This is a genomic window from Streptomyces sp. NBC_01390 (genome assembly GCF_045040105.1).
GTDB lineage: Bacteria > Actinomycetota > Actinomycetes > Streptomycetales > Streptomycetaceae > Streptomyces.
Genome location: NZ_CP109551.1, coordinates 3,602,888 through 3,616,105, shown reverse-complemented (window position 1 = coordinate 3,616,105; position 13,218 = coordinate 3,602,888). Strand labels below are relative to the sequence as shown.

The 13,218-nt window shown below is 69.3% G+C and carries 10 protein-coding genes; 6 read left to right on the top strand and 4 right to left on the bottom strand.

Features of this window, described 5'->3' with window-relative positions:
- Positions 1–181: 181 nt before the first annotated feature.
- The 4 genes from OG241_RS16150 to OG241_RS16135 form a co-directional block, all read right to left on the bottom strand.
- The gene (locus OG241_RS16150) at positions 182–772 is read right to left on the bottom strand and encodes a TetR/AcrR family transcriptional regulator (RefSeq protein ID WP_405826248.1); all 591 of its coding nucleotides are present in this window, start codon (positions 770–772) and stop codon (positions 182–184) included.
- Between the two features lie 52 nt (positions 773–824).
- Positions 825–1,913, bottom strand: coding sequence for an SMP-30/gluconolactonase/LRE family protein (locus OG241_RS16145; protein WP_405816090.1), 1,089 nt, complete (start codon positions 1,911–1,913; stop codon positions 825–827).
- A gap of 141 nt (positions 1,914–2,054) precedes the next feature.
- Positions 2,055–2,870, bottom strand: a complete 816-nt coding sequence (locus OG241_RS16140; protein ID WP_405816089.1) for an oxidoreductase — start codon at positions 2,868–2,870, stop codon at positions 2,055–2,057.
- A gap of 403 nt (positions 2,871–3,273) precedes the next feature.
- Positions 3,274–4,107 carry an enoyl-CoA hydratase/isomerase family protein gene (locus OG241_RS16135; RefSeq protein ID WP_405816088.1) on the bottom strand — a complete coding sequence of 278 codons (834 nt, stop codon included), beginning with the start codon at positions 4,105–4,107 and terminating at the stop codon, positions 3,274–3,276.
- 551 nt (positions 4,108–4,658) lie between these two features.
- Between OG241_RS16135 and OG241_RS16130 the strand changes: the two genes are divergently transcribed.
- From OG241_RS16130 to OG241_RS16105, 6 genes are all read left to right on the top strand, one after another.
- Positions 4,659–7,421: an AAA family ATPase gene (locus OG241_RS16130; protein ID WP_405816087.1), complete on the top strand. Its 2,763-nt coding sequence runs from the start codon at positions 4,659–4,661 to the stop codon at positions 7,419–7,421.
- Positions 7,422–7,736: 315 nt separating this feature from the next.
- On the top strand, positions 7,737–8,693 hold the full coding sequence (locus tag OG241_RS16125; protein ID WP_405826246.1) for an NADP-dependent oxidoreductase: 957 nt from the start codon (positions 7,737–7,739) through the stop codon (positions 8,691–8,693).
- A 386-nt stretch (positions 8,694–9,079) separates the two neighbouring features.
- A complete protein-coding gene (locus OG241_RS16120; protein ID WP_405816086.1) occupies positions 9,080–9,670 on the top strand; it encodes a TetR/AcrR family transcriptional regulator in 591 nt (196 codons plus the stop codon).
- A gap of 640 nt (positions 9,671–10,310) precedes the next feature.
- On the top strand, positions 10,311–10,592 hold the full coding sequence (locus tag OG241_RS16115) for a hypothetical protein (RefSeq protein WP_405816085.1): 282 nt from the start codon (positions 10,311–10,313) through the stop codon (positions 10,590–10,592).
- 198 nt (positions 10,593–10,790) lie between these two features.
- Positions 10,791–11,375: a hypothetical protein gene (locus OG241_RS16110; RefSeq protein WP_405816083.1), complete on the top strand. Its 585-nt coding sequence runs from the start codon at positions 10,791–10,793 to the stop codon at positions 11,373–11,375.
- Between the two features lie 748 nt (positions 11,376–12,123).
- Positions 12,124–13,083: a GlxA family transcriptional regulator gene (locus OG241_RS16105; RefSeq protein ID WP_405816082.1), complete on the top strand. Its 960-nt coding sequence runs from the start codon at positions 12,124–12,126 to the stop codon at positions 13,081–13,083.
- Positions 13,084–13,218: the final 135 nt, after the last annotated feature.

Genomic DNA, 13,218 nt, shown 5'->3' with positions numbered 1-13,218 from the left:
TGGAGGCGGTGGGCTGGCGGTACTGCCGGGAGCGTGGTGATCCGCCGCCGTCGGCGTTGTGCGGGTAGCAGCCGTGTACTGCTCCGGTTGCTGCAGGCCACTGCATTGGCAGCGCTTGAGCAGGCCTGGCTCCCCTGTGGGTGGGGGGAGAGGAGCCCCGGCCGGTCACCGACTGCAGCGATCAGGCGCCCTGCTCGGCGTCTATCAGTGCGAGGGCGTTGCGGATGCCCTGTTCGAGGAGTTGGTCGGCGAGTTGCCGGTCGGTCAGGGCGCGGGAGAGCTGCAGGGTGCCGGCCATCATGCCGAGGAGGCTGAGCGCCTTCAGGCGTGCCGAGGGCGGGTCGTGGGGTGCCAGGCGGGTGGCGAAGCCGTCGATGAGGGTCAGCGCGCCGTCGGTGTAGGCCTGCCGGGTGGGTTCCGTGGAGCGTGCGATCTCGTCGAGGAGGGCGGCGTTGGGGCAGCCGTCCTCGATGGTGTCGCGCTGTTCGGGGGAGAAGTACCAGCGGATGATCTGTTCGAGTCCGGCGCGGCCGGGTGCCGCCTGCGCGACGATGTTCGCGTGCTGGGCGCGCAGTTGGTCGGCGACCGCGGTGGTGACGAGGTCGTCCTTGGATTCGAAGTAGGCGTAGAAGGTGCCGTTGGTCAGTCCGGCGTCCTTCATGAGCGTGGCGACGCCGGAGCCGTCGATGCCGTTGCGCTTGAGTCGGCGGCCGGCCGTCGCGATGATCCGCTGCCTGGTCTCCTGCTTGTGTTCTTTCGTGTACCGCACGATGTGTTCCTCCCGAGCAGCCGGGGCGGGTGCCCCGGCTGCCGTCCTGGTCGGGTCAGTGGGTCGCGCCTGCGAGGAGCGCCGGGAAGTTGATCCTGGCGGTCTGCAGTTTCGGGTCGTGGGGGTCGGGGACCCCGCCGTCGGTGATGTACAGGCGGTCGCCGCGAACCGCGGTCGCTGAGGGCGAGGCGAGGCCGTCTGCGCTGGTCAGGACGGGCTTGTAGGTGCCGTTGGGGTAGATGACCACGACCCTGTCCGGGCCGTTGTTCGAGGAGGAGCCGTTCTGCGCGGCGAACACCACGTCGGACCAGGGGGTCAGGAAGCTGAGGTCGTCGATGTTGGGCAGGCCGCCCGCGACCTGGCGGATCGGGCCAGGCACCCCCGCGGGGGTGATGGGTACGCGCAGCAGTGTTCCCTTGTTGAAGTTGCTGATCCACAGGGCGCCGTTGTGGAAGCGGAGCCCGTTGGCGCCGATCGGCAGGGCTTCGGTGGGCACCGGCGCGAGGGCGGTGTCGGTCAGCCACGGGGTCGGCGTTCCGCCCGCGGCCGGGACGGACCAGATGACGCCCTTGAGGCTGTCCGCGATGTAGAGGGTGCCTGTGGCTGAGTCGACGGCCAGCCCGTTGGGGCCCGAGTCGGCGGGCAGAGCGGCGACGCGCTGCGGGCTGCCGTCCGCAAGCAGCTTGTACACGCCGTTGCGGTCCGCGTTGCCCGGGGCCCACAGCGCGTAGTAGACGGTGCCGTCGCTGCCACGGGCGTTGCCGCTGATCGCCTCGCCCACCTGCCCGGTGGCGAGCACCGTGCGCTCTCCGGACGCGTCTATACGCATCAGCTCCGGACCGTGGGTGCGCTGGCACACCGCGCAGCTGCCGAGCATGGACAAGGTCACCGAGCCGTCGGGGTTGGCGGTGATGTTCTCGGGGATCTCGCCGGCCGCGAAGTCAAACTTCGCCGCCGTCCGTACGTCGGTGACCGCGGACCCGCTGTACGAGGAGTGTCCCGTCCAGGCGGATGCGGACGGCGCCGAGGCCAGGACGGCCGCCGCCGCGGTGACCGCCAGCGCGATGCCGACCTTCTTCTTGTTCAGAAAGCGCCGTGCGCTCGATGCACTGCGCCGGGCCGGGTGCTGGTGTTGCTGCTGCATGACTCTCCTTGGCAAATCAACGAGGGACTGATCAATGGACTTTGGGGAACATCAGGGACGCCGGCGATATCAGGTACATCGCAGGCATTCGGTTGGAATTGGCACCCTTGGGTCGGACCGGGATGTCACCCAACCGGGGCGTCAGGCGGGCAGCCGGTTGTTCTTGCGGATCTGCTTGTCGAACACTCCGGCGGGGACGAGGCGGCGCGCGGTGGTGACGCGTGAGGCCAGCGGACCGGCGGTGTAGCGCAACTTCGGCTTCTTGTCGGTTGCCGCAGTGACGATCACTTTGGCGACGACGGCGGGGGCGTCACCCTTCTCCATCGCCTCCGCGACCATCTCGTCGAAGTCGCGCCGGCGCTCCGCGTACAGCGGCAGCGGAGTGTCGGGCTGTGCGGCGTTGGTTTCGAAGCTGGTCCTGGTGTAGGCGGGCTGGACGAGCAGAACCCTCAGGCCGTGCTCGCGGACCTCGTGGTCCAGCGACTCGGAGTAGCCCTCGAGGGCGTGCTTCGAAGCGACGTAGAGGGCCATGAAGGGCTGGGGAGCGACGCCCAGGACGGACGAGATGTTGATGACGCGTCCGGCACCCTGGGCGCGCATGTGCGGCAGGACGGCCTTCGTCATGCGGATGACACCCAGGACGTTGATGTTCAGCACGTTCTGGGCCTGGGCGAGGGAGTTCTCCTCGACGGCGCCGGACGCGCCGATGCCGGCGTTGTTGACCAGGACGTCGATGCGTCCGAACCGGTCGATCACCTCGGCGACCGCGGTGGTGGCCGAGTCGTCATCGCCCACGTCGAGATCGAGGTACGTCACACCGGCGGGCGGGGTGAGCCCGGAGGTCTTGCGGCCGGTTCCGATCACCTCGAACCCCGCCGCGACGAAGGCGCGGGCCGTCTCCTTGCCGATCCCTGATGAGGCACCTGTCACGAGCGCCACCGGCCGAGTTGCCACCATCACGAACTCCCTTGTTTTGAATTACGCTCGTATGTCTTACGTTCATACGACCATACGGGGATCGTCGACCGATGGCAAGCGGTCACGTCCGGCGATCCAAGAAAGAATCCGGAAACGAAGGGTGCGGTACGGGAAAGACCACGAGCGGACTACGGGCAGGTGACCGCGCCAGTCCCCTCATCGCGCGCCGCACTCGTAGACGGCGGCCTCGGTGTCGTCCTCACGCGGCACTTCGGACGTGGACACACGGAGCGGCAGGCCGACCGGGCCCAGTCGACGAGCCTGGGCCCGGCCGCCTGCCGGTCGTCGGTGTCGAACAGGTGGAGGCCGTCGTGATCGTGGCGCTGGAGGTGACCCCTAGGGTGTCATCCGCTGGTCGCGAGCGGGTCTTCGCATGCGGTGTTCACCGGCTCTCCTGACGTGCGATGCCGAGGTAGTGGCCCAGGCGGAGTTCCAGCTCTTCGGGGCCCGTTTCGGCAGCGAGCTTCTCGAATCGGGGCAGGAATGCCTGGACCCCTGGCCAGGTCAGGGAGGTCAGGAATTGCGTGTAGGCCGCTCGCAGGTCGGCATCGGGCGGGAGCGTCGCCCGGTTGACCTGAGCCTTGGCGGCTGCCAGCGCTGCCTTGTCGAATGACGCCAGCCGGGTTGCCATACCGTCCACGAAGCTGTCCAGCTCGGCGTCAGGGAGGGTGCGGGTCACCCATCCGTAAGCTTCGGCTGTGTCGGCGTCGTAGTCATCGCTGCTGAGGATGGCTTCGAGTGCCCGATCCCGTCCGATGAGTCGGGGCAGGTGTTCTGTGCCCCCGCCGCCGGGGAGAATCCCGCCGCCGACCTCGGGCTGGCCGAACACCGCGTGCTCGCGGCTGGCGTAGCGCAGATCGCAGGCCAGGGCCAGTTCGTCCCCACCACCACGGGTCCGTCCGCGGATGGCCGCGATACTGATGAACGGAGCTGTGGACAGCCGTACGACGAGATCGATCCACGGCGGCGTCGCCTCCGGATCGGAGGGCATGAAGTCGGCGACCCGGTCGAGATCAAAGTGGTTGAAGAAGTAGCCGGGTGTGCAGCTGGTGAAGACGACAACGTGAACCTGCGGGTCCTCGCTCAGCTCCGTGACGACCTCGACCAGTCGGGACACGGTCTCCCCGACGATGAGGTTTACCGGTGGATTCGAGAATGCGATCTTGCGGATCCCTGGTGTCAGCCGTTCCACGCTGATCGTGCTGGATTGCGTCATCGTTCTGCTCCGAGAGGTGATCCTGGCGGTTCGCCAGGGGGGTGTTGTTCGTCGGGCCGTCCCGAACCGGCAGGGGCGACGCCCAGAACCAGGTCTGGCACACCCGTGGTCATGCCGGGCTTTCCTTGCTGTGCTGCGAGGCCCCGATCGGCTTGACGGATGAGCGGGTCAGTCGCCGCCGGCTGGGTGTGCAGCGCTGATTGCCGAGGGCGGGGCGACGCGGCATAGCGTGCTGACGCGGCCGGCGGCAGGGACGGCGGTGTACTGCAGCCTCGGTTTCGGATCCGTGGCCGCCGCGGCGATCGCGGCGAGCGTCACGACGGGCTGAGCCACTGTCCTGCCGACGCTCCCGCCCCGGATCGCCGTCACCATGTCTTCCCCCTGCGGTCGGGCGCGCGTGCACTGATCGCGCCCGACGCTACGAAGAAAGCGGGGAAACCGGATCCGTCACCGTGTCCGTCACTGTGTCCGTCAAGATTCGGCCTGGTGTAGTTGAAGTCGGGTTGTCGGCGTGGGTCCGGGCGGTCGCAGCCCATTAAGCTTTCAAGCAAATGGACCTGTATGGACGGCGCCAGGAGCAGGCAGCCCTCGACCGGATCCTTGACGGCGCTCGTCAGGGACGCGGAGCGACCATGATGTTGCGGGGTGACCCCGGCATCGGTAAGACCGCCCTGCTCGAATACGTGGCTGAGTCGGCCGCCGCGGACTTCACCATCCTGAGATGTCGCGGTACTCGTCTGGAGTCGGAGCTGGCCTTCGCCGCGCTGCACGAGTTGCTGTGGCCGGTGACGGAGCGGATCAGTACGCTCCCGGAGCCGCAGGCCAAGGCCCTGAACGGGGCGCTCGGTACCAGCAACGATGCGGCGGACCGGTTTCTGATCGGTGTGGCCGTGGTGACGCTTGTCGGCAAGCTGGCCAAGGAACGGCCGGTGCTCCTCGTCGCCGACGACGCCCAGTGGCTCGACGAGCCGTCCGCACAGTGTCTGGCCTTCGCCGCGCGCCGACTGCGCAACGAGCCCGTGGTCATGCTCCTCACCGGACACGACGACCCCGTCGACAGCTCCTGGGAGAATTTGACGGCCATGGAGGTCCGGGAGCTGGGCGACGAGGACGCCCGACTACTCGCCCGTGCCGTCGCTCCGCACGCGGACGAATCAGTGATCCGCCGCACGGTCCGCGCGGCAGCCGGAAATCCCCTCGCACTCCAGGAGCTGCCCACATCCGTGGCGGCCGGCGACATCTCGGCGCACCCTCTTGCCGACGAGCAGATCGCCGTCGGGCCACGCCTGCGCCGTGCCTTCCGCACCCGGATCGAGAGGCTGTCCGCACCTGCCCGCACCGCGCTCCTTCTCGTCGCCGCCGATGATCATAGCGATCGAAACACCATGAGCCAGGCCGGACTTGTGCTCGGCCTCGACATGGGCGTGTGGGACGAGGCGATGCACTCGGGTCTGCTCGCCACGCGCTCGGACGGTCGCATCCACTTCCGTCACCAGTTGATGGGGGCGGTGGTCTACGAGGAGGCGTCGGCTGCGGACCGGCAGACGGTTCATCGCGCGCTCGCCTCCGTGCTGACCGGTGAGAACGCCGAGGAGCTGCGCCCCTGGCACCTTGCCGCGGCCGTGGAAGCGGCGGGCCGACCCGACGAGGAGGTGGCCCGGCTGCTGGAGGAATCGGCCCAGCGGTCCTGGGCGCGCGGCGGCTGTGCCACGGCGGCTCGTGCCCTGCGGCGTGCGGCGCGGCTGTCCCCCTCCAGGGACGACGCGGCCAGACGACTGGCCAAGGGAGCGAGGGCGGCCTGGGAGGCCGGCCACGTCGACGTGGCGCGGAGAATGCTGGACCAGGCCGAAGAAGCCTCCTCCGCATCGACGGTCGCGGATCTCAGCGAAGGGTTGCGCGGACTGATCGAGTTCGCGAACGGCGACCTGGAAACCGCCTGCCGTCAACTGACCCGGGACATGGAACGCGTGGCCGATCCCGGGCAGGCGTTCAGGCTCGGCAGCATGGCGCTGCGGGCCGCTTGGGCGGCCGGCCGGGGCGCCCTTCAGCGCGAGGCGCTCCAGCGGCTCGAGCGGCGGCTCCCGCAGGGGAACTTCCCGAACGCCGATCTGCTGCCGTTGCTGCGCCAATGGTGGACGCAGGAACCGGACGGCGCCGATGACCGCGACCAGTCCATGGCCCCCGTCGCTGACATCCTCACCCGGCTCAGCGGCAGCTCCTGGCTCCTGATGCCACCGGCGCCACTGGCGGTGGCCTGGGGCATCGAGTCAGCCCTGCAGGAGGCGCTCCGCCGCGAAATCGACACGCTGCGGCACACCGACCAGGTCACCGCCCTGACCCAGGCGCTGGCCCAGACCGTGGCGCCCGACATCGCGCAGGGCTCCTGGACCTCGGCCGAGGCGAACGCCCTTGAGGGGCTCCAGGTGGCCGAGGGGACCGGTGACGACCATTTGGCGGCGCAGTGCAGCGCCGGTCTCGGATGGCTGGCGGCCGCGCGGGGCGATGAGCAGACCGTCGCGGATTTCGCCGCCCGGTTCATCGAGGAATGGGTGCCGCGTGGGGTGCGCGTCTTCAGCGCCGGTGCGGAGTGGAACCTCGGTATGACGGCGCTCTTCGCCGGCCGGGCCGAAGAGGCGCTGGACTGCCTGGTCCGGCTCAGCGAGCACGGGCACCACTCTGCGCACCCCACCATCGCGGTGCTCGCCGCGCCGGACACCGCCGAGGCCGCCCTCCAGGCAGGGCAGCGGGCGACGGCCGAGGAACAGGCGCGGCTGCTGCGGCGGTGGACCGAACAGACCGGGGCGGCGTGGGCGATCTCCGCAGCGCACCTTGTCCATGCACTGCTGGCCTCCGGAGCGGACGCGGAGAAGCAGTTCCGGCTTGCGCTGGATGTCCCCGGAGCCGCGTCGCGGCCCTTCAACTATGCCCGCACGCGCCTGCTGTACGGCGAGTGGCTGCGGCGGGCCCGCCGCCGTACCGAAGCCCGGACCCAGCTCGCCGAAGCCGCGGAGATTTTCCGGCGCCTGGACGCGGCGCCCCTGCTCGCCCGCACCCGGGCAGAACAGGAACTGACCGGGCAGCACCCGCGCCGCGACTCCGCGCCGGCCCGGGACACCATCCTCACGGCGCAGGAGCTGAGAGTCGCACGGCTGGCTGCGCAGGGGCTCACCAACCGGGAGATCGGTGCACAGCTGCTGATCAGTCCCCGCACGGTGGGTCATCACCTGGCCAACGTGTTCCCCAAGCTCGGTATTCTCTCGCGCGCCGACCTCGCGCGCATCGACTTCGGGGACGGGCTACATCTGATGGGCTGACCGGCCGCCTTCGGGGATGGACCGGGCGGCCCGTTGACGCCCAGCCCTGGGTATAACTCGTCGTCATGCAGGCCCGGTTTGCCCCACGATGCGGTGATGCCCCGGCCGGTGGTGGCGGCACCGAGCGGCGAAGGCCCTGTTGGGCACTGAGCAGCACACCTGAGGCTCGCCGCCTCGTCAGTCGGTGACTCCTAGATCTCCTGCTTCCATCCTGACGGCGTGGCGTGATCCCGTCGAAAGTTGGCATTCATGCCATGGCGCCGAGGGGTGGCAGGCAGCGACGCTGCATGCATGACGAATCCCAATACCGCCACCATGCGCGCCATCCGCCAGGACACCCACGGTTCCCCCGAGGTGCTCAAGGAAGTCGAACTGCCCCGTCCCGAACCGCAGTTGAGTGAGATCCTGATCGCCGTCCGTGCGGCCGGCGTCAACCCGACGGACTGGTGGAACCGTGCCCAGCCCATGAGCGTCCAGGGCCTGCCCCTGATCCTGGGCTGGGACGTCTCCGGAGTCGTCGAGGCCGTCGGCACCGGCGTCACCCTGTTCAAGCCGGGCGACGAGGTCTTCGGCATGCTGCCCTACCCCCACGGCGTCGGCTCCCACGCCGAGTACGTGACCGGCCCCGCACGCGCCTTCGTCCACAAGCCCGCCGGTATCGACCACGTCCAGGCCGGTGCCCTGCCGCTCGCCGCCCTGACCGCCTACCAGGCCCTCGTCGACACCGCCGACATCCAGCCCGGGCAGCGCGTCCTCATCCACGCGGCGGCCGGCGGCGTCGGCCATCTCGCCGTCCAGATCGCCAAGTCCCGCGGCGCCTACGTCATCGGCACCGCCAGCGCCGCCAAGCACGACTTCCTGCGATCCCTGGGAGTGGACGAAGCCATCGACTACCACACGGTCGACTTCACCGAGGCCGCCAAGGACATCGACGTGGTCCTCGACCCGATCTCCCTGGACACCGCAGCCCGCGCCCGCTCCCTCGCCGTGCTGCGCCCGGGCGGCACCCTCGTGTCGATCCTGCCGGTACCCATCGACCCCGACGAGCTGGCCGGTATCGCCGAGCGGGGCATCCGCTACGAGGCCCTCCTCGTCGAGGCCGACCGCGCCGGCATGCAGGCCATCGCCGACCTCGTCGAAAGCGGCGCCCTGCGCGCCCACATCGAGGCCACCTTCCCGCTCGCCGAGGCCGCCAAGGCCCACGCCCTGGGTGAGACCGGCCGCACCACCGGCAAGATCGTGCTGACCGTGGAGGGGACGGGGAAGGCATAGAGGAGGCTCGGCGACGTCCCACCGACCTCTGCTGGGCGACGATTTGGTCTCCGGACAGGTGCGGCCCCGGAGGCCGCAACCCGGCCGGAGTCCAGGGCAAATCGGCCAGGAAGCGCAGGTTGCACATGTCCGCGCCGCAGACGTGCACGCGCCGGATCTCGGCGGGCAGGAGCAGATCGACGGTGCCCTGGTTGATCAGCGCCGGCGTGGCTTCCCTCACTTCTGAGAGCCCGACGCCCGCCCGTCGTCCTTGCCGCAGAGGGCACTGGCGGCGAGGCGGCGGGCCGTCGTCGCTGCCGACTCTTTGGATTACGTTTGCAATACCATAGAATGGCTGAGTCGGTGAAGGGCAACCGGTCCTTCCGGCCGGCGAAGGAGCGTGTGGCGTGGTGCGGTACGGAAAAGAGCACAAGTCGGAGACCCGTCGGCGGATCATCGAGACGGCGGGCCGCCGGTTCAAGCAGGACGGCATCGACGGCTCCGGCGTCTCGACGCTCATGAAGGACGCGGGCCTGACCAATGGTGCCTTCTACGCTCACTTCGCATCCAAGGACGACCTCGTCACCACGGCGATCGCCGACCAGTTGAAGGCGCAGGCCGAGAACGTGGTCGCACAGGCCGCGCCCGGCCGTGCCGGACTTGAGCAGATCGTGCGGGGTTACCTCTCGCCCCAGCACCGTGAAATGCTGGGCGACGGCTGCCCCAACGCCGCCCTGCTCGACGAGATCGGGCGCTGCACCGAGACGACCAGGCAGGCGTACACCGACGGCGTGCTGATCCTCGTCGAGGGCATTGCCGAACGCATGGCACCCGAGGACCCGACCTCCGCCCGCGTGAAGGCGCTCAGCCTCCTCGGCCTGATGGCCGGGACACTGCAACTGTCCCGCGCCCTGACCGACACTCAACTCGCCAACGAGCTCCTCGACCAGGGGGTAGACAACGCCCTCGCCCTGCTGGACGCTGGGCAGCGCGTCTGACGCACCGCATCCCAGCCTCCAGACTGTGGCTTTCGGGGGCCACGACCGGATGCCGGCCGGTTCTCTCCAGCTCGGACTCAGGCGGCGCCACCGGGGTGGCAGGTCCTCTGCCGCCGAGCTGCTGGAGGACCCGCATGCGGTTCTTCGCCGGACCCGAGGTCCCGACCATGGACGAGCTCGGTTGCCCCTCGCTGCCGAGAACGGCCTCCGTCCTTTCCAAGTGATCAACCGGCGGCACCTGGGCCTGGCCAACTTTCTCGCGGACCGGCCGCTGCACCGGCACCAGGCCCAGCGCCGTGTCGACGTCGAATTCGGCAATCCAGCCCACAGTCGAACCGGACGGGCAGGTCCGGGCGGCTCAGCGACATCGGATCGGTGTCGCTGCCGGGCTGCGTGAGGCGGCGCTTGGCCGATGGGGGCGGTGGAGTTGGTTGCCGGCGTCGAGCAGTTCGGCAGCGTCATCCCCGGCTCGCGCAGGGCAGCGCTCCCGACTGCGACCCCGGCTGACCGCCGTATCACCGCACGTACGCATCAATTCGCTCCTGCCGAATGTGGGGAGCCGTGTTCCGTACGCTGCCGCAGTCTTCCGGGTAAGAGCCGTACCCGCCGTCCCTGGCGCAATTCGAAGGACCCCGAACCCATGAGCGCCGGTATCGGGCAGTGCCCCCGGCCACGACTCCGCCCCGGCGGGCGGCACAGGAACGAGAAGGCCATCGTCCTGGCGCAGGGCCTCGCCGCCGTGATCGTGTCGATGTTGCTGACTCTGGTGGTGCCGACCCTCAGCCTGATCCAGAACAGGTGCCGGAACCGTTGGCCGACATGGCGGGTGTTCGCCCACTGGCCGGTGTGCCACGGGCAGGGATGCGATGCCACCCGGGCCAGTCGCCCCGCAGTAGCGGAGCGGTCGTTGCACCGGGCGTGAGCGCCGTGGTGAATCTGCTCCCGCGCGTGTGAGCACGGTCATAATCCCAAATTTGGTCAGCCCCTTGTTCGCGCGTCGACTACCGGCTTATTGTCGTACGGTCGTAATGCAAAGGTTCAGCGAGCGCGCTGGCGCAGCGGCCCGCGAACTCGCCAGCCAAAGAGGCCAGGCAACACTCTCACTCGAAGGGGACTGCCCATGAAGGCGCTGGTCTTGCCGAAGACGACGCCGGGGGCAGCGGACGAGGCGCGGGATGCGGAGCGGACGTACGCCGAAACGGCCGCGGCGCGAGGGAACCCGGGCACCCCCGGAGCAGTTGCCTCCTTCGCCCGGTTCGTCCTGTTCGGCGGCGGTGTCGGGGTCGCGTCCAGCACTGCCGTTGCCGGGCTCGCCGGACTGATGCCCTGGGCTGTGGCGAATGCTCTGATCACCGTCGCCTCGACTCTTCTCGGTACGGAGCTCCACGCACGCTTCACCTTCGGGGCAGGTCATGCCGGATGGCGCCAGCACTGGCAGTCCGCGGGGTCGGCCACGGTCGCCTACGTGGTGACCTCCGCCGCGGTGCTCGTCCTTCACCTGGTGCAGCCGTCGGCCGGAGTGCTCTACGAACAGGTCGTCTACCTCACCGCCGCCGGGCTCGTCGGTATCGGGCGTTTCCTGGTGCTGCGGCTGTTCGTCTTCGCCACTGGCCGGACCCGGAGCACGGAGTGGGCCATGCGCCCGGTGCCGGCACGGGAAGCGGGCGCCACGGTGTCCCTGTCCTTCCCGGTACCGGCACTGTGAGCAAGCCATCCGACAGTGCGTCCCGCGCCGATGACCGTCGACTCCGGGGCCCTGGAGGTCCCGACCGTCGAACGTTCTCAGCCGGTAAGGCCAGGGAGCACTGAGTCGGGAAGCCAGGGCGTCAACGACCTGCGCACTGCGGTGTCGGTCGGGCGCGACGGATGGGCGCAGGGCGGAAGGCCGCCAGGCCGATCGGGTCAGTCGCAGCCGCTGGTCCGGACTGCTGCCGGGCATGCTGCCGGTAACGGCAGTCTTCGCGTAGGCGTCCGGGTGTAGAGCGGATCTCTGGGGTGCCCTTTGCCTGGTGCGCCATGGCTTCTGCTCCTGTGCGAGTTCGTACGGAGGGGGAGCTGGAAGATGTCGGCACGAAGGTGCCGGCGCACCGGTCAGCAGCGGGTCGGGGATTGCGTCGGTCAGCGCTCGGAGTCGCGGGCCACGCTGTGAGCGGGAGGGCGACTGTCGCCGGCGGATGATCCACACGACAAGGTGCCTGTCCGGCATGGCCGTGTCCGCCGGCGACGGTCTGAAGGCCCTCGATGATGCTGACGGCGGGGACGGTGCCGTCAACGGTGACAGTGGCGGCGGACGGGTGCGGCGGTGTTCACGACCCTGTCCATTCCGGACCGGGTAGGAGCGTGGGGCCCTGACTTGCAGCGCGGAAGGTGAAGCGGCGCGCCGATGCGTCCAGAGGGTTGCTGTCACCGTCCGATATCGTGGCATGAATTCCAACTCTCGACGGGATCACGCCATGGCACCCACTCACCGAGTCGCCGTTCTCGCTGTCGACGGTGTGTACCCCTTCGAACTGGGCATCCCCAGCCGGGTCTTCGAGGCGGCGGACGGCCTCTACAAGGTTTTCACCTGCAGCGTCGACGGCCGCCCGGTACGCACCAACTCCGACTTCTCGATCACCGTCGAGCACGGTCCGGAGGCGCTGCGCACCGCCGACACCGTCGTCATCCCGCCCTTCACCACCACCGCCGTGCCTCCGGAAGTGCCGCAAACCGTGGTCCAGACGCTCGCGTCCATGACTCCCGGCACCCGCCTCATCTCGATCTGCACCGGCGCCTTCGTCCTCGCCGCAGCCGGTCTCCTCGACGGTCGGCCGGCCACCACCCACTGGATGGTCGCGGACCTCTTCCGCACACGCTTCCCGCAGGTCGCACTCGATCCGGACGCCCTGTTCATCGATGACGGGGACATCCTGACCTCAGCGGGCGCCGCCTCCGGGCTCGATGTCTGTCTGCACATCATCCGCAAGGACCACGGCAGCGAAGTCGCCAACCAGGTGGCCCGCGTGTGCGTTGCCCCTCCGTGGCGCGACGGAGGGCAGGCGCAGTACATCCAGCACCCGGTACCCGAGCCCACGGCCAGCGAAACGGCCACCGTCCGCCGGTGGGCGCTGGAGAACCTCCACGAGCCGATGACTCTGACGGACCTCGCCGAGCACTCCCACATGAGCCTGCGCACTTTCGTCCGCCGCTTCACCGAAGAGGTGGGCATGAGCCCGGGACGCTGGCTGATCCAGCAACGCGTCGACCGCGCACGACACCTCCTGGAAACCACCGACCTGCCGGTGGACGAGATCGCCGGCCAAGTCGGCTTTGCCGGCGGCACATCGCTGCGAGAACACCTGCATGCCGCTATTGGCGTCTCGCCGCTCGCCTACCGGCGTACCTTCCGCGGCGCCCTGTCCGCCACGCGCTGAGCCACCACATACACCGCTCTGCCTATGCGGTGATGAAACGGCGCACCGCCACGGCCGGGGGAGCGGCCTTCGCCACACAGCACGCGCCCGTCCTACGGGCGACGCGGCCTCTTCAGCCGCGTGGGAGTTGTTCCA